The following is a 22,585-nucleotide window of genomic DNA, read 5'->3' on the forward strand; positions in this document are numbered from 1 at the left end:
CTTTACGGCCACTCGGCGTTGACACGCTTCTCGAGTGTTGGCCATGGCTTTTCCCGTCGATCTCCGCCGCTGTCAGGCTCTCGGTCTGGCCGGCTCCGCCTTTCTCGCTCTCGGCGGTGAGACGGCCGGAGCCCTGCCCGCGCGGGAGTTTCTCGCCCCCGAGTCCGCCGAGGCCGTACTCGGCCTGGTCGGCGTGTACTTCGGCGTCGTCCTGCTCATAGCGGCATGGGCGCTCCTCGGCACCGTCGTACGCGGCCCCGAACCGCCGACTCCGCGGTCGCTGCTGCTCGTTCTGGCCGTCTGGGCGGCGCCGCTGCTGCTCGCGCCGCCGCTGTTCAGCCGCGACGTGTACAGCTATCTCGCGCAGGGCGCGATGGTCGACGCGCACATCGACGTGTACGCGCACGGCCCGGCGCAGCTCGGCGGTCCGCTCGCCGACGAGGTGGCGCCGGTGTGGCAGCAGAGCACGACGCCGTACGGCCCGGTCTTCCTCGCCGTCGCCTCCGCACTGTCCGGCCTCACCCGCGGGGAGCTCCCGGCCGGACTGCTCGGCATGCGTCTGGTCGCCCTGCTGGGTGTCGGCCTGATGGCGGCGGCGCTGCCCCGGCTCGCCCGGCACAGCGGAGCCGATCCGGCCGCCGCGCTGTGGCTGGGCGCGCTCAACCCCCTCGTCCTGCTGCACCTGGTGGCCGGAGCGCACAACGACGCCATCATGCTCGGACTGCTCGGCACCGGACTGGTGGCCGCGCGCGGCCGCTGGCCGGTCGTGGGCGTCGTCCTCATCACCCTCGCGGCGCTGGTCAAGGCGCCCGCCGCGCTCGGCCTGCTTGCGGTGATCGCGCTGCGCGGGCGGCGGGGGCTGGTGCGCTCCACCCTGACCACCGCCGTCGCGGCTCTCGCCACCACCGTCGTGGTGACCACCGTCACCGGCACGGGCTACGGCTGGATCGCGGCTCTGAAGACCCCCGTGTCGCCGCACAACTGGTCGCTCACCAGCCTGCTCGGCCGTGCCACCGGCACCCTGCTCGAGAAACTCGGCAGCGGCCTCGCACCGCTGGCCCTGCCCGCCTGGCACACGGCCGGAATCGTGGTGACCGTACTCATCGTCCTGTTCATATGGCTGCGCCTCAGGCCGGGACCGATCTACGCACTGGGCCTGAGCCTCGCCGCCGTGGCCGTGTTCGGTCCGGCGATCCGGCCCTGGTATGCACTGTGGGGGCTGTTCCTCATCGCCGCGGCGGCGCCCAGCGGTTCGGTGCGCCACCGGGTCGCGGCCGTGAGCGGAGTCCTCGCGCTCGCCGTGCTGCCGAGCGGGTACGCGCCGGACGCCGAACAGGTGATCCTGGCCGTCTCCGGCGGACTGCTCGCCCTCGTCGTCCTCTGGCAGGCCCATCAAGCGGCGCAGGCGCCGGTACTGGAGCGCACCGCATGAGACGCCCGCGCTCCTTTCCCGGACTTCCCCGCGTCACTCCGAGACTTCCCCGTACGGACCGGGGACGCCTGTTCCTGGTACTGGGACTCACCGCCGCCGTGACCGTGTTCACCGCCACCGTGCCGCTCCTGCGCGACTGGTTCGACCTGCGCGTCTACTACGGGACGATCGACGCCTGGGCCCACCACGACGGCCGGATCTACGACTACCTCGTGCCCGGGACGACGTACGGCTTCACCTATCCGCCGTTCGCGGCTCTCAGCATGCTGCCCATGGCGCTGGTCGGACTGCACACCGCGATCGCCATCGGACTGCTCCTCAACCTCGCCGCGCTCGCAGCCGTGGTGTGGATCCTCGTCGGGCCCGCGCTGCGCCGCTACGGCTGGTTCGGCTTCGCCCTGGCGGCCTGCCTGCTGGCCCTGTTCGAACCGGTCCGCGACACCTTCACCTTCGGCCAGGTGAACCTGCTGCTCCTGGCCCTCGTCCTGAGTGACCTGTGGCTGCTGGCCACCGGCCGGGGCCGCCGGGCGGGCGTCGGTATCGGCCTCGCCGCGGCCATCAAGCTCACCCCCGCGATCTTCATCGGCATGCTGCTGCTGGCAAGGCGCTGGCGTGCCGCCGGAGTTGCCACGGGCGTCGCCGCCGCGGCCACCGCCCTTGCGGCCTGGGTGGCGCCGGACGCCTCGCGTTTCTACTGGACCCACGCGCTGTGGGACACGGACCGCATCGGACGCCTCGGCTATGTCTCCAACCAGTCGTTGCAGGGCGTCCTGGCCCGGCTCGCCGCGCCGGGCGAACCGAGCAAGGCCCTCTGGGCGGCCACCGCCCTGGTGGTCCTGTGCGTATGGGCCTGGCGGACTTCCCGTGCGGTGGCCGCCGAGGACTGGACGGCCGCGTTCGCCCTCACCGGCCTCACCGCCTGCCTCGTCAGCCCGATCACCTGGGTCCACCACCTCGTCTGGCTGCTCCCGGCCTTCGCCGTGCTGCTGCGCAGGCGCCGACTGCGGGTCGCGGGCATCCTGTACGCGATCCTGTGCACCAGCGTGGTGTGGCTGTGGTTCGACGACGCGTCCGGCGTCGACGGCTTCGTCGGCAGCAACGCGTATACGTGGATCACGCTCGGGCTGCTGCTGTGGCTGCCGGTCGGTCAGCCGCGCGTCGGCCGGCCGACTCTGATCCGCAGGGCCAGGGCGACGATTCCCGCGCCGAGACAGGCCGCGCCCGCGATCGCGGCGGCCGCGGGCCAGCCGGGTCCGTCGGTCGCGGGCAGCGCCACCGGCAGGGCGGCGGCGGGTCCTGCCGCCGGCACGGGACGCGTGTCGAGGAGCGACCCGACGGGCTCTACCCGCCCGGACGCCTTGAAACCCCAGTCGAGCAGCGAGCGGGCCTCCTCGTACACCGTGAACCCGCCGCCCGCCTGAGGGTTCATCACGGTGACGATCAGGGTGCGCCCGCCCCGGCGCGCGGCGGCCACGAGTGTGCTGCCCGCGTTGCTGGTGGAGCCGTTCTTGACGCCGATCAGGCCCGGGTACGGCTCCACTCCGTCGGCGCCGGTCAGCAGCCGGTTGGTGTTCTCGATCTCGAAGGACCAGCCGCCCCCACCGGGGAACATGGCCTCGACGGTGGAGCAGTACCGTGCGAAGTCGGCGTTGCGCAGCCCGGCCCGCCCGAACACCGCCAGGTCGTAGGCCGACGAGACCTGCCCCGGCGTGTCGTACCCGTCGGGTGACAGGACATGTGTGTCGAGGGCGCCCAGAGCCCGGGCCTTGGCCTGCATCCGGGCGGCCGTGGTGCGCCAGCCGCCGTTCATCGCGGCGAGCACGTGGACGGCGTCGTTGCCGGAATTGAGGAAGACACCGCGCCAGAGGTCCGCCACCCGGTAGGTGCGTCCTTCGGCGACGCCCACCAGGCTGCTGCCGTCGCCGATGCCCTGCAGTTCCTCTTCGGTGACGGTGTGCCGGATGCCGCCGGGCAGTACGGGGAGCACCGTGAGGGCGAAAAGGGTCTTCAGTGTGCTCGCGGGCGGCAGTTTGCGGTGCGCGTTGTGCGCGGCGAGCACTCCGCCGGTGCGGGCGTCGGCCACCAGCCACGACAGTGCGGAGACGTCCTCGGGGACCTCGGGCGCTCCGGCTCGTGGCCGTACCTGCGTCCCGGCCCGGTACAGCGGCGGCTGCGAGGCCGAGGCTCTAGGTGTCCCCGGGTCCGTGCCGGCTCGGGCGGCGGCCGCACTCGGTGCGAGGGCCAGGGCCCCGGCCACACAGACGGCGGAACAGCGGACGGCGGCGCGGGAAGAGAATCCGATGGTCATTCCGCAAACGTAGGAACGTACATGCCGTACGCCGGGGTGCCAGGCCCGAACGGCGGGATCGAGCACCCGGATGCCGCACGCGGGAGGTGCGGACGGCAGTGGTCAGGCGTGCAGCGTGGGCTGGACCTGGCGGAGGAAGGACGCGTTGTCCGGGGTGGCGCGCATCCGCTCGAGGAGGGTTTCCAGGCCGGTCTGGCCGTCCCGGGTCTGCAGGGCGCGGCGCAGTCCTCGCATGGTGTTCAACTCGGTGGCGGGCACGAGGAGTTCCTCGCGACGGGTGCCGGACGGCGTGATGTCGACGGCCGGGAACACTCGCCTGGAGGACAGGGTGCGGTCGAGGCGGAGCTCCATGTTGCCGGTGCTCTTGAGCTCCTCGAAGAAGTAGTCGTCGGCACGGGAGCCGGTGTCCACCAGGGCGGTGGCGAGGATGGTCAGCGAGCCGCCCTCCTCGGCGAGGCGTGCGGCACCGAAGAACCGCTTGGGGCCGTGCACCGCGGCCGCGTCGACGCCGCCGCTCAGGGTGCGGCCACCCGAGGAGGCCGCGTTGTTGTGCGCCCGGCACAGCCGGGTGAGCGAGTCCATCAGGATGACGACGTCCTCGCCCTGCTCGACGAGCCGCTTGGCGCGCTCGATGACGAGTTCGGCGAGTGCGATGTGCTGCTTGGGCGCCTGGTCGAAGGTCGAGGCGAAGACCTCGCCCCGGACCGAGCGCCGCATGTCGGTCACTTCTTCGGGCCGCTCGTCGAGCAGCAGCACCATCAGGTGGACTTCGGGGTGGTTGCCCGCGACGGCCGCGGCGATCTGCTGGAGCAGCACCGTCTTGCCGGTCTTGGGCGGGGCGACGATCAGGCCGCGCTGGCCCTTGCCGACCGGTGACACCAGGTCGACGAGGCGTCCGGCGATACCGCTCGCGGGGTGCTCCAGGCGGAGCCGGTCCCGGGGGTGCAGCGGGGTGAGGTCACGGAAGTGCGGGCGGTGGCGCAGCTCTTCGGGAGTACGCCCGTTGATGCGCTCCACCTCGGCGAGGGCGCGGGGCCCGCCGCGTACGCCTTCGACGGTGTCGCCCTTGCGCAGGCCGTAACGGCGGATCAGCGCGGCGGAGACCTGGACGTCGGTCGGCGTGGGGAGGCAGCTCGCGGCGGCGCGCAGGTACCCCTGCCCGTTGTGCGCGATGTCGAGGACACCGGTGGCCTGGGCCGGGAGCTGCTGCTGTCGTACTGGAGGGTGTTCGAGTGTGGTGGTCATGATGGGTGGTCCTTTCAAGGACGGGTTCATGAGGTCATGAGGAAGGGAGGGGGATGTGCCGGGGGAGGCGGCGTGCTCACGCATCCGTGCGGCGGGGAGACATCACAGCGCGTACGGCGACGGCAGGAACTGCCTGTGGCCGTGCTCAAGAAGTGATGTGCTGGAAAGCTGTTCCGCCGGTCGGAAGTCGACGGGCGTGTCAGCGGGAAGAGATGAGATAAACACCGGCGCCCGAGACGGGGCGTACACAAGTGCTGATCGCACTGTAGCACCCCATGGCGGGGATCGGCTGTGATGTGTGTCTCAGCGGCCCGCGAGCAGGCCGTACAGCAGCGGGATGTGGGGCTCGGTCTCCGGCAGCCGCCACCAGCCGGACGGGGTACGGGTCATCTGCGGCCACCGGGGCCAGGGCAGCTCGTCGCTCTCCCGTAGTCGCCGGATGCGCAGGCCCGCCCCGATCAGCGCGTTGATGACGTCGTCCAGGCCGTGCATCCACTCGTAGCTGTCGGTCGCGCCGCGTACGGCCGGACCGTCCGTGTAGGTGTACGTCGCGTCCCGGTGGACGGCGTCCCTGCCGCCCAAGTAGTCGTGCCGCAAACGCAGTTCACCACCCTCGTCCGGCGCCGGCTTGGGACCCAGCGAGTTGAGCAGGGGATGGAACTCGGCGATGTACAACCGCCCCTCGGGGCGCAGGAGTTGGGCGATGGTGGTGGCCCAGCGGTCCAGGTCGGGCAGATAGCACAGGGCGCCCTTGCCGGTGTACACCACGTCGAAGCGCCGACCGCCCAGGGCTTCGACGGCGTCGTACACATTGGCTCGTACGTACGCGACGTCGGCGCCCGCCCGTGCCGCGATGCCGGTAGCGGCCGCCACCGAGGCCTCGGAGATGTCGAGGCCGACGGCGCGGGCGCCGCGCTCGGCGAAGGCGATCGTCTCGGTGCCGAGGTGGCATTGGAGGTGGAGCACGTCGCGGCCGGCCAGTTCGCCGAGGTCCTCCCACTCGAAGGCGCCGAACCAGCGGGCCGGGTCGAGTTTCTCGTGCAGCCCGTAGAACCGACTGGCGAGGTGAACGGGGGTACGCGCGTCCCAGTTGGCCTGGTTGGCCCGCATCATCCGCTCGTGCTCGTGCTCGTGCTCGTGCTCGCGTCCGTTCCGGTGCCCGCCGTCCATCTCGGTCATGGGGACATCCAATCGTGCGCGGCCGGGGAGCGGCGGGAAGAACTCCGGATCGGCGCGAGTTGGTGGGTGTCGAGTCGCCGACCACGAGAGAGGGTCCTCGCATGCGCGCACTGATCGTTGATCCCACGGCACCCGGAAGACTGCGCCTGGGCGACGCCCCTGATCCCGTACCCGGGCCAGGGCAGGTTCTGATCGAGGTCCGGCACACGTCCCTCAACGCGGCCGAGCTCTTCTTCGCGGAGCGGGCCGCGCCCGGCGAGGTCATCGGCTTCGACGCGGCAGGCGTCGTCGTGACGGCCTCCGCGGACGGCACCGGCCCCGTCGTCGGCAGCCGGGTGGTGGGATTCGCGGAGGGCGGCGGCTTCGGCGCGCTGCGGGCCATGGATGCGGCGGACGTGGCCGTGGTGCCCGACGGTGTCGAGCTCGGCGAGGCGGCCACGCTGCCGGTCGCCGCGGGCACGGCTCTGCGGGCCCTGGAACAGGCGGGGTCGCTGCTCGGCCGCAGGGTGCTGGTGACCGGCGCGTCAGGTGGCGTCGGGGGGTTCGCGGTGCAGCTCGCGGCGCTCGGTGGTGCGTACGTCATCGGAGTCGCCGGTTCCGAGGAGAGCGCCCGTGGTCTCGCCGAGCTCGGGGCGGACGAGGTGGCGATCGGGCTCAGCGGGGTGACCCTCCCGGTGGACGTGGTGGTGGACACGGCCGGCGGAGACCAACTGGTCGCCGCCTACGGTCTGCTCGCCCCCGGTGGCAGCCTCCAGAGCGTCGGCTGGGCCGCCGGACACGGAGCCTCGCTCCCCGTGGGCTCCACACTGGGCAGCCCCATCCCCAAGACGATCGTCTCCGTCTACAACGGCGCCGGACTCACCGACCGCCGGGCGCAGTTGGACCGGCTGCTCGCCCTGGTCGCGGCGGGGAGGCTGCGCGTGCCCGTCGGCTGGCGCGGGCCGTGGGACAAGGTCGCGGACGCGGTGGAGGCACTGGGGAACCGGCGGTTGCGGGGGAAGGCGGTGCTGGACGTCGGGTGACGCCCTCGCCGACATGTCCGACGCCCGAAGCCCGCTCAACAGTCCTTCGAGGGCGCCGGGTTGACCGTACGGTCCGAGAGGGCTCGCTGACGGCCGGCCAAGGCTCGATCGTCCTTCCCGGTTACCCGGCCGCCGGGCGCGAGGCGGCCGGAATCGACCGCCCGGGAACCTACCCTGGCTGACGCCGCGCATACCAGCCATACGACACCGCGATGGCCCTGAGCCGACCCTTTTCTTGTTCTGGTCAAAGGCCGTACCTACGCTTCCAGCACCGCACACCGGCGGCACTGGACAAGGGACATGGCAATCATGGGTCGACTGGCCGGGAAAATCGCTTTCATCAGCGGCACGGGGGCTGGAATAGGGCGGGCCGCGGCTCAGATATTCGCCGACGAAGGCGCCACCGTATTCGGCTGCGACATTGACTCCGACGCCGCCGCCGAAACGGTCGAACTCGTCGAGAAGGCCGGCGGAGTCATGAAATCCCTCGCCCCCGTGGACCTGTCCACCGAAGCGGGCGCCCGGGAGTGGATCGGCGCGGGCATCGCGGCCTTCGGCGGGGTCGACATCCTCTACAACAACGCCTCCGCCCTGCGGAACGGGCCGTTCGAGACCATGCCCGCCGAGGACTGGTACTTCACCATCAGGAACGAGCTCGACATCCCGTACTTCTGTACGCAGGCGGCCTGGCCGCACCTGATCGCCCGCGGCGGCGGAGCCGTCCTCAACGTCGCCTCGGTGGCCGCGGTGCGGGGCGCGCCGTTCATGCCGATGGTGCCGCACGGCGCCGCCAAGGGCGGGGTGCTGGCGATGAGCAAGCACCTGTGCGCGGCAGGCGCCCCGCACCACATCCGCGTCAATACCATCGCGCCCGGCATGACCTACACGTCCGCGACCGCGCCCTTCCTCGACGATCCCGACGGGCCGAAGGCGCAGTTGGAGGCGCGGATCCCGGTCGGGCGGGTGGGGCAGCCCGAGGACATCGCGCGGGCCGCGGCCTTCCTCTGCTCCGAGGAGGCCGCGTTCGTCAACGGCGCGAACCTCATGGTCGACGGCGGCGACAGCGCGATGGCGGGCTGAGCGCCCGTGACCACACGACTCGACCACGTGGGCGTCAACGTACGCGACCTGCCTGCCCAAACCGCCTGGTACCAGAAGGCGTTCGGCCTGAAGACCGTCTTCGAGTTCACCCTCGAAGGGCCCGGGCTGAGCGCCGTGGTCCTGGAGCATCCGCACGGCTGGCGCCTCGAACTGCTCGCCAGGCCCGGCTCCACGCCCGGGCTGCGCGCGCCCGACCCGCTGACCGCCGCCCTCACCGAGGGATACGGGCACTTCGCGGTCACCACCCCTGAACTCGACCCCGTCCACGCGGCCCTGGTGGCCCACGGAGCGGGTGAGGCCATGGAGCCGGGGCCGTCCCCTGAACCCGGTATTCGCATGGCCTGGGTCACCGACCCCGAGGGAAATCTCATCGAACTCATAGAGAAAAACGTCGAGCACGACCATCTGAAGAACGCAGAGTGAGGGCACGTACGATGACGGATTCGATCTCCTTGAACTCCCTGAAAAGACTGGACAGAGGGACACTCATAGCCTGCTGTCTCGCAGTGGCCGCGGCGCAGTTGTGCATTACCGTTCCCTCTCCCATCAACGGGGAAATTCAGGCCGCTTTCGGGGCCTCGGGTTCCCAGGTGGCCTGGGTGACCTCCGCCTTCATTCTGCCCACCGCGATTCTCGAGCTGAATTTCGGTGTACTGGGAGACCTGTTCGGCCGCAAGCGCCTGCTGGTGCTCGGCGGACTGGTGCTCGCGCTCGGTGAACTCCTCAACGCCACCGCGCAGAACATCACCATGATGTGGACGGGCCAGGCTCTCGCGGGTGTCGGTGCCGCCGCGCTCTTCCCCAGCTCCCTCGCCGTCATCGCGGCCGCCACTCCAGACGGGAAGGACCGTGCGAAGGCGGTCTCCACCTGGGCGCTCAGCATCTCGCTCGCCTCCGCCGTGGGCCCTCTGTCCTCCGGGATTCTCGCCACGGTCGCCGACTTCCGCTGGGCGTTCGTGCCGCCGGTCGTCCTCGGTCTGGTGGTCGCGGTCGCGTGCTGGAAGCTGGTCACCGACTCCAAGGCCCCCGAGGGCCGCAGCCTGGACTGGCCTGGGCAGATCACCATCGCCGTCGGTCTCACCGCTCTGCTCTGGGGCATCATCGAGGGCGGCGAGCGCGGCTGGAGCAGCCCGGCGATCGTCGGCTCGCTCGCCCTCGCGGCCGTGGCCCTCGTCGGATTCATCGTCGCGGAGACCCGCGCCGCCTCACCCATGTTCAACCTGGACCTGCTGAAGATCCCGTCGTTCGCCGCTGCCGCCGTCGTCGCGCTCGCCGGCATGTTCGGCTTCATCGGCACCGCATACTGCGTCTCGATCCGGCTCGGCGCGGTGATGCACCTGAGCGCGCTGCGGGCGAGCATGCCGTTCGTGATCCTCCAGCTGATCCCGCTGCTCCTTGCGCCGGTGCTCAGCAAGATGCTCACCCGCGTCGACGCCCGCTGGCTCCTGATGGGCGGCCTGCTGCCGATGGCCGTGGGACAGTTCTGGATCGCCGCGCTCCCCATCACCACGACCTCCCTCGCCGCCTTCATCGGCCCGGTGCTGCTGCTCGGCATCGGCTTCATCTGCGTCGTGTCCTCGCTGACCTCGGCCGCAGTGAACGCCGTACCGATCCACATGACCGGGATGGCCAGCGGCGCCACCAGCCTGGTGCGCGAGTTCGGCCAGGGCCTCGGCCCGGCCGTGATCAGCACCATCGCGATGAGCGCCGCGTCCTCGGCCCTTGTGGGCAAGCTCAGTGGGGCGGACGCGGGCATGGAGGCGGCGGCCGGTCCCCTCGCCGTGGTGAACGCGGGCAGCGACAGCGCCAGGGCGGCGGCCCAGACCGCGCTCGGCCACGGCATGGCCATCGGCGTGGTGATCTGCGGCTGCGCCTCACTGCTCGGTGCGCTGGTCACCCTGCTGCTGGTGCGGAAGAACACCGCACGCTCGACGGTCGGCGTCACAGGTGAGACGGCGGAGGCGGCGGCCGTCTAGTACATAGGCATACGAGGAGGGAGCCGGGGCCGAGCGCCCCGGCTCCCTCGTGTGTCCGTCCATGCGCAAGAGAACCTGGAAGGGTGTCGATTCGGCGCCTGCCCGTTCGTCGGTGGGGTGTAGGAGCTCAAGAGCACCAGGAGGAACCATGAAGTACATGCTGCTGGTCTGCGGTGACGACACCGTCGACGCCTCCGGCATGGCGCCCGTCGAACCCTGGGTCGAGGAACTGGGCGCCGAGCGCGGCGTACGGCTGCACGGCCACCGGCTGCGGCTCCCCGCCGACGCGGTCACCGTCCGCGTACGCGACGGCGAAGTGCTGCGCACCGACGGGCCGTTCGCGGAGACCAAGGAGTACATCGCCGGGTACGACATCCTCGACTGCGACACCCTGGACGAGGCCGTCGAGGCCGCTGCCAAGCACCCCGTGGCGAGCATCGGCGCCATGGAGGTGCGCGCGTTCTGGGACGACGAGGACGCCGAGGCGGAGATCCGCCGGATCGACGCGGAACTCACTGCGGCCGGCCGGGAGCGGGACTTCGACCGGGCGATGGCCTGTTACGCGCCCGATGTTGAGGTCTTCCACCCCGTGAGCGGCCTGGAACAGAGCGGGATCGAGGCGCTCCGTAAGGCGGAGGAGCTGTGGTTCTCGACGCTGACCGGACCCGTGGAGCGCGAGGTGCTCGACTTCCGCGTCCGGGTCGACGAGAGCGTCGCGTTCAGCCACGCGCTCGTGCGGATGCGCGCCACGCTCGTCACCGGTGAGCCCCTGGACGCAACGGCGCGGGTGACCACCGGTTACCGCGCCGCCGGCGACCGCTGGCAGATCGTCCACCAGCACACCTCGGTTCCGTTCGACGCCGGAATCACGGAGGGCCGGTCATGAAGTACGCGCTGTTCATCTGCACCCCCGTCGGCGGCGAGGAGCTCAGCCCCCAGGAGATCGCCGACGACCCCCGCTTCCTCTCGTACATCGAGGAGGTGCGCGGCCGCGACATCGTGAAGGGCGGCGCACGGCTGCGGCCGGCCACCGACGCCACCACCGTCCGCGTACAGGGTGACGAAGTGCTGCTCAGCGACGGGCCGTTCGTGGAGTCCAAGGAGTACGTCGCGGGCATCGACATCATCGAGGTCGCCGACCTCGACGAGGCCATCTCGCTCGCCTCGCGGCACCCCGCCGCGCTGGGCGGAGGCTCGGTCGAAGTGCGTCCGGTCTGGGAGTGAGCCGCCGGTGAACGACGTCGAGGAGGCGGTTGCCGCCGCCTTCCGGGAGGAGTGGGGCCAGGTCGTCGCCACCCTGATCCGGGTGACCGGCGACTGGGACCTCGCCGAGGAGTGCGCGCAGGACGCCTTCGCGCGGGCCCTGGACCGGTGGCGACGCGACGGCGTGCCGAGCCGCCCCGGCGCCTGGCTGACCACGACGGCCCGCAACCGCGCCCTGGACGTGCTGCGCAGGGAGGCGGCGGGCGCGGCGAAACTGCGGGAGGCGGCTGTGCTGGCACGGGACGAGGGGCCCTGCGACCCGGAGGACTCCGACTACGGGAGTGGGGTGGGGGACGACCGGCTGCGGCTGATCTTCACCTGCTGCCACCCGGCGCTCCCGATCGAGGCGAGGGTGGCGCTGACGCTGCGTACCCTCGCGGGGCTGACCACACCCGAGATCGCCCGCGCCTTCCTCGTACCCGAGGCGACGATGGCGCAGCGCCTGGTCCGCGCCAAGCGGAAGATCCGCAACGCGGGCATCCCCTACCGCGTACCGCCCGCGCATCTGCTGCCCGAGCGCACGACGGGTGTCCTCGGCGTGGTCTACCTGCTCTTCAACGAGGGGTACGCCGCCACGTCCGGGGCCGATCTGCTGCGCACGAACCTGTGCGCGGAGGCCCTCCGGCTCGCCCGGGTCCTCGCCCGCCTGATGCCCGACGAACCCGAAGTGCTCGGTCTGCTCGCGCTGTTGCTGCTGCACGACGCCCGGCGCGGCACACGGGTCGACGCGGCGGGCGAGCTGGTGACGCTGGAGGACCAGGACCGTACGGCCTGGGACAGGGCCGCGGCCGACGAGGGCGCCGCCCTGCTGGAGACGGCCCTGCGGCGCGGTCGTCCGGGGCCCTACCAGATCCAGGCGGCCATCGCGGCCTGCCACACCACCGCCGCCACGGCCGGGGAGACGGACTGGGCCGACATCGCGGCGCTGTACGGGGAGTTGGCCCGCTTCGTGCCCTCCGCCGTGGTGCGGCTGAACCGCGCGGTTGCCGTCGGTATGGCGGAGGGGCCGGAGGCGGGCCTGGCGCTGGTGGCGGAGTTGGAGGGGGAGGGCGAGCTGGACGGCTATCACCTGCTGCCGGCCACCCGTGCGGATCTGCTGCGCCGCGGCGGGCGTACGGCGGAGGCGGTCCAGGCGTACGGCAGGGCCTTGGAGTTGGTGGAGAACGAGGCGGAGCGGCGGTTCCTGGAGAGGCGGCTCGCGGAGTGTCGATCGGCTTAGGGCGTGTTCGTCGGTGGGGTGCAAGGACCCGACGACACAGGAGGCCCGATGTCCGCCACCGTCCCAACCCCGCGTGTCAGGAAGGTGTTCGCCCTGCTCCGGCGCCGGCCTCCGGGGCGGGATGCGCCGTTCGACGGCAGGACACCCGACCGTGAGCCGGGCGGGCCCGACGTCTGGCTCGCCGGTCTCCGGCTGGGCGGTTGAGCGCCACGCTCCGGATTTGGATCGGTCGCCCCGTCGTGGGGCGGCCGATCCGAGGGATGAAGCAGGTCAGGCCTTGACCTCGGATGCCTCGGGAGTGGAGTCCGACGTGGCGGTGGGCTCCAGCTCCGCGGCCGCCGCCCGGACGGGAATGAAGAAGGCGAGGATCGCCGCCCCGAGGCCCACACCGCAGCCGATCAGCATGGCGACGCGGAAACCGTCCTCGGACGGCAGGGCGTAGCCGCCGAAGTCCGTGGTCATCTGCGCGAGGACGACAGCGATCACGGCGGCCGACACGGAGCTGCCGATCGAGCGCATCAGGGTGTTGAAGCTGTTGGCCGAGGCGGTCTCCGACTGGGGCACCGCGCTCATGATGAGGGCGGGCATCGCGCCGTAGGCGAAGCCGACGCCGGTGTTGCAGACGATGGTCACGACCAGCAGGCCCCAGGTGGAACCGGTGCTCATCAGCGGCAGGGAGATGCCGTAGCCCACGGCGATGATGAGGCTTCCGACGGACAGGGTGACCTTGGGGCCCTTAGCGGCGGACAACTTGGCGCCGATCGGCGACATCACCATCATCATCAGGCCCGCCGGGGCCATCCACAGGCCCATGGCCAGCATCGACTGGCCCAGGCCGTACCCGGTGGCCTCGGGCAGCTGGAGCAGCTGAGGCACCACCAGCGACTGGGCGTACATCGCGAACCCGACCAGGATCGAGGCCGCGTTCGTCATCAGCACCTGCGGACGGGCGGTCACCCGCAGGTCGACCAGCGGCTCGCCGGTACGCAGCTCCCACCGGCCCCAGGCCAGCAGCAGGACGATCGCGGAGCCGAGCAGTCCGAGTGTGGTGCCGCTTCCCCAGCCCCAGTCGGCGCCCTTGGAGACACCGAGGAGCAGGCAGACCAGCGCGGCGCCGAGACCGATCGCGCCGAGCCCGTCGAAGCTGCCCGAGGAGGAGTTCTCGCGGCCCGCGGGCACGAAGAACGCGATCAGGGTGCCGACCGCGATGGCCAGCGCGGCGACGACCCAGAACAGCACGCGCCAGCTGGCGTTCTCGGCGATGGCCGCGGAGAACGGCAGGCCGAGTGCGCCGCCCACACCCATGGACGCGCTCATGATCGCGATGGACGAGCCGAGCTTCTCCGCCGGCACCACGTCACGCAGCAGGCTGATGCCCAGGGGCACCACGCCCATGCCCAGGCCCTGGAGACCGCGCCCGGCGATCATCGGGACCACCGAGGAGGACAGGGCACAGACCACCGAGCCCAGGATGAGCGGGACCAGGGAGGCGAGCAGCATGCGCCGCTTGCCGTACATGTCGCCGAGGCGCCCGGCGACGGGAGTCGCCACCGCAGCCGCCAGCAAGGTGGCGGTGATCACCCAGGAAGCGTTCGAGGGGGAGGTGTCGAACATGGTCGGCAGCTCCCCGATGAGCGGCACGACCAGGGTCTGCGTCAGCGCGGCCACGATGCCCGCGAAGGCGAGGATGCCGACAACACCGCCGGAGCGGGGTGTGGGCTTGGAACTGTCCACGGGGGTACTCCCTGTTGCTCTTCCGGATCATGGCGAGATGCATCATGCAAGCGATGTGCATCATGCACGTCTGATGCATCATACACATCGCGCCTGGTATAACTGTCTGGGGAGGTGGCTTCCCTGCGGGGAAGCGAGCCAGGAGCCGAAGGAAGCGTCGCGTGGACAAGCCCCTTGACCTGATCGAGTTCGAGACCATGCTGCTCGGGCGGTACATGGCCCTGCTCACCCCGCGCGCACGGGGTATGGAGGGGCGCCTCGACCGGAGCGCCTACCTCCTGCTCAGCCGTATCCAGGTCGAAGGTCCGATGTCCATCGGCCAGCTCAGCGAGGCCTTCGGCCTGGACACCTCCACCCTCAACCGGCAGACCGCCGCCATGCTGCGGAACGGGGTCGTCGAGCGCATGCCCGACCCCGAGGGGGGCATGGCCCGCAAGTTCGCCATCACCACTGAGGGCGAGCGCCGTCTGGCCGCCGACCGGGCGGAGAACATCAGCGGTCTGGAGAAGGTCATGGTCGAGTGGTCGGCGGAGGAGGTGGCCGAGTTCGCCGGTTATCTCAGCCGACTGAACAGCGACGTCGAGCGCCTCGACGGGCGTCCCTGGCCGCGGGACTGAGACCCGGGCGACACCGTATCGGCGCGCTGGGTGGACCGCCGCCCCTCGTCGTCACCGCGCGTCGAGCGCGTTCGTGATCGCCTTCACCCCGCCGTGCGCCGAGTAGCCGCCGTCCACGGTGATCTCCGCGCCGTTCACGTACGAGGACTCGTCGGAGAGCAGATAAACGACCAGCGGCGCCACCTCGTCGCAGGTGCCCGGGCGGCCCTGCGGAGTCATCGACAGGTGCGCCCGCGTGAACACCGGGTCGGCCGTCGCCATCAGCGGGGTCTCGATGTAGCCGGGGTGGATCACGTTCGTACGGATGCCACGCGGGGCCAGCTCCAGGGCGGCCACCTTCGACAGCCCCCGCAGCGCCCACTTGCTGGCCGTGTACGCGACCGCGTGATGGGCGGTGAGACCGGCGACCGAGCCTACGTTGACGATGGAGGCGCCCTCGCCCATGAGTGGGGCGAGGGCCTGGATGCCGAGCATCGGTCCGGTGGTGTTCACGGCGAACGCCCGCTCCCAGTCGGCGAGTTCGACCGAGCCGAGGCGGGCGCGCATGGGGATCCCGGCGTTGTTGACGAGTCCGTGCACGGCCGGGAGGGACGAGGCCAGGGCTGACCAGTCGTCCGGGGACGACACGTCCAGGTGCTCGTAGCGCACGTCCAGGCCGTCGGCGCGCAGGGACGCGGCCAGCTTCTCGCCCAGGTCGTCGAGTACGTCCGTCGCGAGGACCGTGGCGCCCTCGCGGGCCGCGGCGGCCACCTCGGCGGCACCCTGGCCCTGCGCGGCTCCCGTGATGACGACGGTGCGGCCCGCCAGACGTGCACGGCTCACGGCTTCCTCCAAGGGGGTTGCGGGCCACCGGAAAGGTGGGCGCTCCCGCTCCACGCTAGGAAGCCGGGGCCAGCTCCGGAAACGCGCGTTCCTCATGGCTGGCATCCACGTCGGCGATCTCGACCGCCTCCGGCCGCCCGGGCTCGTCCAGCGCCGCCCCCACCTTCCGCAGCGTCTCGCGGAGCCACCGGTGCGCCGGGTCCGAGTGCCGGTTGTGGTGCCAGTACATGGCCTCCACCAGGGGTACGTCGGGGAAGGGCGCCGGCACGGTGACACAGCGGGCGAACCCCTCGTACCGCCGCGCGAGCCGTTCCGGCACCATCGCGACCAGGTCGGTGCCGCCGACCAGGAACGGCAGCACGCTGAAGCCCGGCGCGCTGACCTGCACCCGCGGGGTGATCCCGAGGGTCTCCAGCTGGCGGTCGGCTGGGGTGAGGCTTTTGCCGAAGGCCGAGGCGGCGTGCGGGAGTTCGGCGAGGTCGCGCAGCGTCAGCCGCCCGTCGACCAGGCGTGGATTGTCGGGGTCGACGATGCACACGAACCGGTCGTGCATCACCGCTTCGCTGATCCCGGGCAGCCGGTAGCCGAGCGGCACCACCATCAGGTCGTGGCAGCGCAGATGCGTCTCGCTCTCGGGCTGCCCGTGCACCAGCGGATGGAAGTCGATGCGGACGCCGGGTGCCTCACGAGCGATGACCCGGAGCAGCGGCTCCATGAACACCGTCATCACGTAGTCCGACATGACGACCGAGAAGCGCTGCCGACTGCGTTCCGGGTCGAAGCTGCGCGTGAGCGACATCGCCTCCTCGGCCTTGTACAGGGAGGCCTGGACGACGGGAAGCAGCCGCTCCGCGAGTGGCGTGAGCTCGTACTCCCGGCCCACCCGCACCAGCAGCTCGTCGTTGAAATGCCGCCGCAGCCGGGCGAGCGAGCCGCTCATCGCGGACTGGCTGGTGGAGAGCCGGACCCCTGCGTGCGTGACGTTCTTCTCCTCCAGGAGGGCTTCCAGCGCCACCAGAAGATTCAGGTCGATTGCTCCGAGACCCATGCGTGTTTCCTTCCGGCCGCGTCGTTGAAGCTCGGTGAAACCGGAGCGTAACGACCGGTTTCCCGTCGAGGAAGGGGCCGGGAGGGAACTCACAGGGATCCGATAGCAGCCATCGGATCCCTGAATGTGTGCAGGTCGTAAGGGGTAGGGGGAGCGCTACGGCCGGGGCGTCCGGCCGCGCTTGCGGGCTCGCGGGAGATACACGTCCGTGCGCCCGGGCACGATCCGGTTGGACAGGCACCCGAGGCGCTCCACGGTGAGCGTCACCTCGTCGCCGGGCTTCAGCGGCGGGGGTGTGCGTTCCCCGACGCGGCCCCAGAACTCGGCGAGCGCGCCCCAGCCGCAGGTGCCCGAGCCGAGGATGTCGCCGGGGCGCACCCAGGCGTCGCGGGAGGCGTACGCCGTCATCTCGCCGAAGGTCCAGGACACGTTCGCCAGGGTGTCTCGGCCGATCAGCTCGCCGTTGAGCGTGACGGTCATCTCCAGGTCGAGGAAGCCGTCCGGGTCGAGCCGGTCCGCCACCTCGTCCGCGGTGACCAGGTACGGGCCGAGGGTGTTGGCGAAGTCCTTGCCCTTGGAGAAGCCGAGGCCGAGGTTCTTCTCCGGCTTCTGCAGATCGCGCGCGGACCAGTCGTTGAACACGAGGTAGCCGACGATGTGCTCATGGGCCTCCTCAGGCGTGAGATCCCGGCCGCTGCAGCCGATGACCGCGCCGACCTCCAGCTCGAAGTCGAGGACCGAACACCCGGCGGGAATGGGCACGTTGTCGTGCGCGCCGTACGCCGCGTGCGGATTGGTGAAGTAGAAGTTCGGCGCCCGGTACCACTCCTCGGGCACCTGCTCCAGACCGTCCAGCGACTTGGCCACGCCCTCGATGTGCGCCTCGAAGCCGACGAAGTCCCGGATGGACGGGGGCTTCAGTGGAGGCAGCAGCCGTACCTGATCTACCGTCAAGTCACTGTCCGTGGCGAGGGCTTCGGCCCCCGCGTCGTGCAACTCCTGCCCCTCGATGAGCGCGAGGACGGTGGTGCCGGTCGGCAGCGGATGAATGATCCCGGCGCGGACGACGCCGGCGCGCTCCACGCCCTCGTGTTCATATGTCGCGAACCGCATGCTGCTCCCAGTGGTTGGTGTTGGTGACGGTGCCCGCGCTCAGATAGCCGGCGAAGAGCCCCTTGGGGTCGCGCACGGCTCGTATCTCCTGGAGCCGCCGCCATTGCGCGTCGCCCATGAACTTCAGCTGCCGCACGGTGAAGTCGGAGTCCCCGAGGTACTGGCCCGCGGTCACCGGCCGCATCAGCGCCATCGCGTCGTCGAGCCAGGTCCGCAGCTCGGCGTCCCGCCCGGGGTCGTCGTGAATGACGTACGTCGCGCAGTAGATCTCCGACTGCAAGGAGAAGGCCATGTCGGGGAGTTGGCGCAGCGGGGCCATCGAGAACCAGATGGTGAAGGTCTGTTGGGTGGGCTGCTCGGTGAACGCCTTGCGGATCGCCGGGACCACCTTGGCGGCGGGCCCGGTCAACCAGGCGTTGTCGACGAGATAGCGGTGACCCTCGGGGTTGGCGACGCGCTGGTTCCGGATCTGCTCGGCGAGCGTGGTCGGCTGGGCCTCGATGCGGAACAGCGCCCGCTCCGCGTACGGGTTGGCGTGCAGCGGGGCCAGCGCCTCGGCGGCCTGTTCGGGCGTGTCGGTCATCGAGACGCCCGTGACCAGCAGCACTGGTCCCTCGTGACCTGGTGGAGTCTGCGTGAGCGCGACGATCTCCACCAGGTCGGAGACCGTGTGGTGCATGCCGTGCAGCCAGGTCATGACCTCTTCGAAGAGGTCGAGCGGGTACGCGTGGACGGTGTGTGCCAGGTGCTTCGGCAACGAGCGGGTGCGCAGGTGGAAGCGGGTGACCACCCCGAAGAAGCCGGGGCCCGCACCGCGCGCCGCCCAGAAAAGGTCGCTGTGCCGCGTCTCGTCCGCGCGCACCATCTCGCCCTCGGCGGTGACGACGTCGATCGCGACGATGTTCTCCGCCGCCCAGCCCCAGCCGCGCGCGTTCCAGCCCTGCCCGCCCTGCAGCAGGAAGCCGCCGATGCCGACGGACGGACAGTGCCCGCCGTTGAAGAACCGCCCGAACTCACCGAGATACGGGTTGAGTTCGTCGCCGCCCCGAACGCTGGGCGTCGCTGTCACGATCCCGGTCGTCTCGTCGTACGACAGCTGCCGAAAGCCCTCGAGGTCGATCAGCAGCGCCTCGTCACGCACCGACCAGGCGGCCCAGCTGTGCCCTCCGGAGCGTACGGCGACCTGCCAGCCGCGCTCGACGGCGAGCCGTACTCCTTCGACGACGTCCTGCTCGCAGACCGCCTTCAGTACGGCCGCCGGTGAACGGTCCGACGGGCGACGGGCGTTGAAGACCGGCCCGAAGCACGCCTCCTCGAAGTCCTCGTCACCGGGGAAGTGGAGCGTGCCGGAGAACCTGTCGGTGTTCATCGGGGCACTCACTTGACCGCAATCGGATTGACGGGCGCGCCCACCGCGCCGGTCACCGGAAGAGGCGCCGCGACCAGCAGGAATTCATGGACGCCGTCCGCCGCGCAGTCCTCGGCCAGCTCCTCCAGGTCCCACATCTCACCCAGCGGGAGACCCATGTTGGGGATCGCGATCTGGTGCAGCGGAGACATCGCGGGCTGGGGGAACTCGTACGGGCGTACCTCAAGTCCCCAGGTGTCGGAGGCGATCGCCGCGATCTCCGTGCGATGCAGCCAGCCGAGCGTGGTGAAGGAGAGGCCCGGGGCGTCCCCGGCGGCGTACCCGCCCCACTCGCCTAGCCGCCGTACCCTGCCCAACTGCCCGGTGCGGATGAGCACAAGGTCTCCGCGGCGTACGGAGGAGGTGGCGCCCTGGGCCTCGATCGTGGCGCGCAGATGTTCCTCCAGGATCGCGAATCCGTCCGGGAGTTCACCGTGTTCGTCGCCGACCGCGCGGCCCACGTCGAGCAGGACACCGCGGCCGGTGAAGGCGTTCCTCATGTGCTCGATGCCGGTGACCGAGTCGCCGTCGCCGTTGACGATGGTGCACGGACGGCCGTTCCACGCCTGCTTGTTGTCGTAGATGTGGCCAAGGCCGTCCCACTGTGTGGAGGCCTGGAGCGGCATCACGACATGGTCGTCGGCGCCGCCGAAGCCGTGCGGGAACCCCTGCGTCCCGGCGGCCGCGTCGGAGCCGGTGTCCTTCATGTAGTGGACGGGGTTGATACGGCCGCGGAAGCCGCGCTGCGGGCCGTCCTCGTTGAACTCCTGGGCGAGCGAGAAGGACCGGCCGCGGCGGACCAGGCCCGCCGCGTGCGCGCGCATCGCGTCGTCGATGTGGTTGAGCGTGCCCAGCACGTCGTCCTCGCCCCAGCGGCCCCAATTGCGGTACGCGGAGCGGGCCTTGGCGAGCTCTTCCTCGATGGGACCGAGGCTCATCGGATACGTCCTTTCAGCAGCAGGTCGAGGGCGTTGCCCCCGGCGACGGCGGCACGGTCGGCCGGTGACAGGCCGGCGGCGTCCAGCCTCGCCACCGGATTGTCGACCCCCATGTCGAACGGGAAGTCCGTGCCGAGGACGACCCGGTCCACGCCGACCTCCTCGACGAGAGCGCGCAGGGCGCGCGGGGTGTAGACCAGCGCGTCGAACCACATCCGCTTCAGATACGCGCTCGGCGGCTCGGCGCAGCCCCGCGCGTCCTCACGTACGTGCCAGGCGTGGTCCGAGCGGCCGATGTACGTCGGGAGATAGCCCCCGCCGTGCGCGGCCACCAGCTTGAGGCGCGGGAAGCGGTCCAGGACGCCGGTGAAGATGAGATGCGACAGAGCGACCGTCGTCTCCACGGGCTGGCCGACCGTGTTGCCCAGGTAGTGGCCGGCCAGCCGCTCGCCGAGCGAGCAGCCCCAGGGGTGCACGAACACGACGGCGCCCAGCTCCTCGGCCTTCTGCCACACCGCGTCGTGCGCCGGGTCGGCGAGTTCCCGGCCGTCGACGGTGGTGGACACGCTGATCCCGTACAGGCCGTACTCGGTGACCGCCCTGTCGAGCAGCGCGACGGCGAGGTCGGGGTGCTGAAGCGGGACCGTGCCCAGGCCGTACAGCCGCTCGGGTGCGTTGGCGCAGTGCGCGGCCACCGCCTCGTTGACGGTACGGGCCAGGCGTACGGCGAGATCCTCGTCCGCCCAGTAGTGGTGCATCGGCATCGGGCCGACCACCTGGATGTCGACTCCCATCGCGTCCAGGTCGGCAAGCCGGACGGTGACGTCCGTCAACTTGGGCGCCAGGCACTGGAGTTGGGCGCGATTGACGGTGAGTGACGCGGAGGAGTGCGCCCGCTGTTCGGCTGCCAGCTCGGCGGCGAGGCCCGGAGTTCCCGCGCAGAGCGCGTCGGCGGCGGGGACCGCGAGATGGCCGTGGAAGTCCACGACGGGAGTGCTCATGCCGCCGCCGTCAGATAGTCCAGGGTCTCTGACATGATCCGTCCGGGGTCGGCGCCCGGCGTGTCGGGGTGGATCTCCCAGTCGGCGAGGCGCAGCGAGTTCTCCAGGACGACTCGCACCCGGGGCAGCCGGCGCGCCATGAACGTGTCGAGTGCCTGGTCGAGCGGCTCGGCACCGGTGACCAGTTCCGCGAGTACGACCGCGTCCTCCGCGCACATCGCCGCGCCCTGGGCGATGAGCGGCGGGCAGGCGTGCGCCGCGTCGCCGATGATCACCGTCCGGCCGCGGTGCCAGGGCTCGTCGACGAGGATCGCCTCGATCCACCGGTAGTCGACCGCCGTGTCCTCGGGCAGCGAGGCGAGGATCTTGCCCCAGACGCCCCCGTACCCGGCGCCGCGCTCTCGCAGTAGCGACAGGGGAGCGCGCGGCCCGATCAGCGAGGCGTCCAGGTTCTCGTCGAGGAGATAGGCGTAGCACTGGTCCGCCGAGATGGGGGAGTAGCCGGCCTTGTAGCGCGGGCCGCCGTAGTAGACCTCGGCGCAGTCCATCTCGGCCGGGCGCTCCGCGACCACCCGGAAGATCGACATGCCGACCGTACGGGGCTCGGTGGTGATGCCGATCAGCGAGCGCATCGCGGAGTTGATGCCGTCGGCGCCCACCACCAGGTCGTAGCGTCCGGCGGAACCGTCGGTGAAGGTGACGTCCACGTGATCGGCGGACTGGTCGAGCTTCTCGACGCTCAGTCCGAGGCGGACCCGCACCCCGTGCGCGTACACCGCGTCGCACAGCGCGTTCTGCAGGTCCGAGCGCAGCGCGCCCGCCGTCGACGGGAGTTCGTCGCCGCCGGTGTGCGGGGTGGGCAGCTCCGCGATCAGGCCGCCGTCGGCCCGGCGCAGCCGCATCCGGTCGAAGGGGACGGCGCGGGCGAGCACCCGGTCCAGTACGCCGACGGAGCGCAGCGCCTTGAGGGCGTTGCCCTGGATGGTGATGCCGTGGCCCACACCGAACCACTGGGGCGCTATCTCGGCGAGCTCGACCTCGACGCCGCGCTGGGCGAGTGCGAGGGACAGCACGCTTCCGGTGATGCCGCCGCCGACGACGAGCACCTTCTGTACGGGCATGGGCGATCCTTGCGAACGTAGAAGAGGGGGAGTGGCGC

21 protein-coding genes and 1 pseudogene are annotated in these 22,585 nt (G+C 71.0%); 11 read left to right on the top strand and 11 right to left on the bottom strand.

What is annotated here, in order from left to right; genetic code table 11:
* Positions 1–43: 43 nt before the first annotated feature.
* Together mptB and OG246_RS29185 are read left to right on the top strand one after the other, a co-directional pair.
* Positions 44–1,432: a polyprenol phosphomannose-dependent alpha 1,6 mannosyltransferase MptB gene (gene mptB, locus OG246_RS29180; protein ID WP_266469853.1), complete on the top strand. Its 1,389-nt coding sequence runs from the start codon at positions 44–46 to the stop codon at positions 1,430–1,432.
* Positions 1,429–2,853 (top strand): glycosyltransferase 87 family protein, encoded by a 1,425-nt coding sequence (locus OG246_RS29185; RefSeq protein WP_323178340.1) that lies wholly within the window; start codon positions 1,429–1,431, stop codon positions 2,851–2,853. The genes mptB and OG246_RS29185 overlap by 4 nt, the downstream gene beginning before the upstream one ends.
* An 11-nt stretch (positions 2,854–2,864) precedes the next feature.
* Here OG246_RS29185 and OG246_RS29190 read toward each other — a convergent pair.
* From OG246_RS29190 to OG246_RS29200, 3 genes and pseudogenes are all read right to left on the bottom strand, one after another.
* Positions 2,865–3,740: pseudogene (locus tag OG246_RS29190) on the bottom strand (D-alanyl-D-alanine carboxypeptidase family protein); the annotation flags it as partial.
* 102 nt (positions 3,741–3,842) lie between these two features.
* Complete coding sequence (gene rho / locus OG246_RS29195) at positions 3,843–4,985, bottom strand: transcription termination factor Rho (protein ID WP_266469857.1); 1,143 nt, start codon at positions 4,983–4,985, stop codon at positions 3,843–3,845.
* Positions 4,986–5,288: 303 nt separating this feature from the next.
* Positions 5,289–6,155, bottom strand: a complete 867-nt coding sequence (locus OG246_RS29200) for a bifunctional 2-polyprenyl-6-hydroxyphenol methylase/3-demethylubiquinol 3-O-methyltransferase UbiG (RefSeq protein WP_266471003.1) — start codon at positions 6,153–6,155, stop codon at positions 5,289–5,291.
* Positions 6,156–6,265: 110 nt separating this feature from the next.
* Here OG246_RS29200 and OG246_RS29205 point away from each other — a divergent pair, with 110 nt between their 5' ends.
* The 8 genes from OG246_RS29205 to OG246_RS29240 all read left to right on the top strand — a co-directional run bounded on the left by OG246_RS29205 (position 6,266) and on the right by OG246_RS29240 (position 12,949).
* Positions 6,266–7,186 carry a zinc-binding dehydrogenase gene (locus tag OG246_RS29205; RefSeq protein ID WP_266469858.1) on the top strand — a complete coding sequence of 307 codons (921 nt, stop codon included), beginning with the start codon at positions 6,266–6,268 and terminating at the stop codon, positions 7,184–7,186.
* Between the two features lie 300 nt (positions 7,187–7,486).
* Entirely contained in the window at positions 7,487–8,266 is a 780-nt protein-coding gene (locus tag OG246_RS29210) for an SDR family NAD(P)-dependent oxidoreductase (protein ID WP_266469860.1), read from the top strand.
* Between the two features lie 6 nt (positions 8,267–8,272).
* On the top strand, positions 8,273–8,710 hold the full coding sequence (locus tag OG246_RS29215) for a VOC family protein (RefSeq protein WP_266469862.1): 438 nt from the start codon (positions 8,273–8,275) through the stop codon (positions 8,708–8,710).
* 11 nt (positions 8,711–8,721) lie between these two features.
* Entirely contained in the window at positions 8,722–10,263 is a 1,542-nt protein-coding gene (locus OG246_RS29220; RefSeq protein WP_266469864.1) for an MFS transporter, read from the top strand.
* A gap of 148 nt (positions 10,264–10,411) precedes the next feature.
* Positions 10,412–11,149, top strand: a complete 738-nt coding sequence (locus OG246_RS29225) for a nuclear transport factor 2 family protein (protein WP_266469865.1) — start codon at positions 10,412–10,414, stop codon at positions 11,147–11,149.
* Entirely contained in the window at positions 11,146–11,487 is a 342-nt protein-coding gene (locus tag OG246_RS29230; protein WP_266469866.1) for a YciI family protein, read from the top strand. The genes OG246_RS29225 and OG246_RS29230 overlap by 4 nt, the downstream gene beginning before the upstream one ends.
* Positions 11,488–11,494: 7 nt before the next feature.
* Positions 11,495–12,745 (top strand): RNA polymerase sigma factor, encoded by a 1,251-nt coding sequence (locus OG246_RS29235; protein ID WP_266469868.1) that lies wholly within the window; start codon positions 11,495–11,497, stop codon positions 12,743–12,745.
* Between the two features lie 48 nt (positions 12,746–12,793).
* Positions 12,794–12,949: a hypothetical protein gene (locus tag OG246_RS29240; protein WP_266469870.1), complete on the top strand. Its 156-nt coding sequence runs from the start codon at positions 12,794–12,796 to the stop codon at positions 12,947–12,949.
* A gap of 66 nt (positions 12,950–13,015) precedes the next feature.
* Here OG246_RS29240 and OG246_RS29245 read toward each other — a convergent pair whose 3' ends face one another.
* Complete coding sequence (locus tag OG246_RS29245; RefSeq protein WP_266469872.1) at positions 13,016–14,479, bottom strand: MFS transporter; 1,464 nt, start codon at positions 14,477–14,479, stop codon at positions 13,016–13,018.
* Between the two features lie 161 nt (positions 14,480–14,640).
* Between OG246_RS29245 and OG246_RS29250 the strand changes: the two genes are divergently transcribed.
* A complete protein-coding gene (locus OG246_RS29250) occupies positions 14,641–15,096 on the top strand; it encodes a MarR family winged helix-turn-helix transcriptional regulator (RefSeq protein WP_266469874.1) in 456 nt (151 codons plus the stop codon).
* Between the two features lie 51 nt (positions 15,097–15,147).
* Here the strand turns inward: OG246_RS29250 and OG246_RS29255 are convergent, their stop codons facing one another.
* The 7 genes from OG246_RS29255 to OG246_RS29285 all read right to left on the bottom strand — a co-directional run bounded on the left by OG246_RS29255 (position 15,148) and on the right by OG246_RS29285 (position 22,547).
* Positions 15,148–15,918: an SDR family NAD(P)-dependent oxidoreductase gene (locus tag OG246_RS29255; protein WP_266469876.1), complete on the bottom strand. Its 771-nt coding sequence runs from the start codon at positions 15,916–15,918 to the stop codon at positions 15,148–15,150.
* A 55-nt stretch (positions 15,919–15,973) separates the two neighbouring features.
* Complete coding sequence (locus OG246_RS29260; protein ID WP_266469877.1) at positions 15,974–16,966, bottom strand: LysR family transcriptional regulator; 993 nt, start codon at positions 16,964–16,966, stop codon at positions 15,974–15,976.
* Positions 16,967–17,122: 156 nt separating this feature from the next.
* A complete protein-coding gene (locus OG246_RS29265) occupies positions 17,123–18,079 on the bottom strand; it encodes a fumarylacetoacetate hydrolase family protein (protein WP_266469878.1) in 957 nt (318 codons plus the stop codon).
* Positions 18,060–19,448 (bottom strand): FAD-binding oxidoreductase, encoded by a 1,389-nt coding sequence (locus tag OG246_RS29270; protein ID WP_266469880.1) that lies wholly within the window; start codon positions 19,446–19,448, stop codon positions 18,060–18,062. Before OG246_RS29270 ends, OG246_RS29265 begins: the two co-directional genes overlap by 20 nt.
* An 8-nt stretch (positions 19,449–19,456) precedes the next feature.
* Positions 19,457–20,425 (bottom strand): cyclase family protein, encoded by a 969-nt coding sequence (locus tag OG246_RS29275; RefSeq protein ID WP_266469882.1) that lies wholly within the window; start codon positions 20,423–20,425, stop codon positions 19,457–19,459.
* Entirely contained in the window at positions 20,422–21,426 is a 1,005-nt protein-coding gene (locus OG246_RS29280; protein ID WP_266469884.1) for an amidohydrolase family protein, read from the bottom strand. Before OG246_RS29280 ends, OG246_RS29275 begins: the two co-directional genes overlap by 4 nt.
* The gene (locus OG246_RS29285; RefSeq protein ID WP_266469886.1) at positions 21,423–22,547 is read right to left on the bottom strand and encodes an FAD-dependent monooxygenase; all 1,125 of its coding nucleotides are present in this window, start codon (positions 22,545–22,547) and stop codon (positions 21,423–21,425) included. Before OG246_RS29285 ends, OG246_RS29280 begins: the two co-directional genes overlap by 4 nt.
* Positions 22,548–22,585: the final 38 nt, after the last annotated feature.

Origin of the sequence: Streptomyces sp. NBC_00620 (assembly GCF_026341825.1) — a bacterium.
In the GTDB taxonomy this organism is placed as follows: Bacteria; Actinomycetota; Actinomycetes; order Streptomycetales; family Streptomycetaceae; genus Streptomyces.

Excerpts from the sequence above, each read along its gene's own strand:
- OG246_RS29275 (WP_266469882.1), bottom strand. The coding sequence starts at position 20,425 with ATGAGCCTCGGTCCCATCGAGGAAGAGCTCGCCAAGGCCCGCTCCGCG.
- OG246_RS29265 (WP_266469878.1), bottom strand. The coding sequence starts at position 18,079 with ATGCGGTTCGCGACATATGAACACGAGGGCGTGGAGCGCGCCGGCGTC.
- OG246_RS29260 (WP_266469877.1), bottom strand. The coding sequence starts at position 16,966 with ATGGGTCTCGGAGCAATCGACCTGAATCTTCTGGTGGCGCTGGAAGCC.
- OG246_RS29220 (WP_266469864.1), top strand. The coding sequence starts at position 8,722 with ATGACGGATTCGATCTCCTTGAACTCCCTGAAAAGACTGGACAGAGGG.
- OG246_RS29225 (WP_266469865.1), top strand. The coding sequence starts at position 10,412 with ATGAAGTACATGCTGCTGGTCTGCGGTGACGACACCGTCGACGCCTCC.
- OG246_RS29280 (WP_266469884.1), bottom strand. The coding sequence starts at position 21,426 with ATGAGCACTCCCGTCGTGGACTTCCACGGCCATCTCGCGGTCCCCGCC.
- OG246_RS29285 (WP_266469886.1), bottom strand. The coding sequence starts at position 22,547 with ATGCCCGTACAGAAGGTGCTCGTCGTCGGCGGCGGCATCACCGGAAGC.
- OG246_RS29205 (WP_266469858.1), top strand. The coding sequence starts at position 6,266 with ATGCGCGCACTGATCGTTGATCCCACGGCACCCGGAAGACTGCGCCTG.
- OG246_RS29185 (WP_323178340.1), top strand. The coding sequence starts at position 1,429 with ATGAGACGCCCGCGCTCCTTTCCCGGACTTCCCCGCGTCACTCCGAGA.
- OG246_RS29240 (WP_266469870.1), top strand. The coding sequence starts at position 12,794 with ATGTCCGCCACCGTCCCAACCCCGCGTGTCAGGAAGGTGTTCGCCCTG.
- rho (WP_266469857.1), bottom strand. The coding sequence starts at position 4,985 with ATGACCACCACACTCGAACACCCTCCAGTACGACAGCAGCAGCTCCCG.
- OG246_RS29200 (WP_266471003.1), bottom strand. The coding sequence starts at position 6,155 with ATGGACGGCGGGCACCGGAACGGACGCGAGCACGAGCACGAGCACGAG.
- OG246_RS29210 (WP_266469860.1), top strand. The coding sequence starts at position 7,487 with ATGGCAATCATGGGTCGACTGGCCGGGAAAATCGCTTTCATCAGCGGC.
- OG246_RS29270 (WP_266469880.1), bottom strand. The coding sequence starts at position 19,448 with ATGAACACCGACAGGTTCTCCGGCACGCTCCACTTCCCCGGTGACGAG.
- mptB (WP_266469853.1), top strand. The coding sequence starts at position 44 with ATGGCTTTTCCCGTCGATCTCCGCCGCTGTCAGGCTCTCGGTCTGGCC.
- OG246_RS29230 (WP_266469866.1), top strand. The coding sequence starts at position 11,146 with ATGAAGTACGCGCTGTTCATCTGCACCCCCGTCGGCGGCGAGGAGCTC.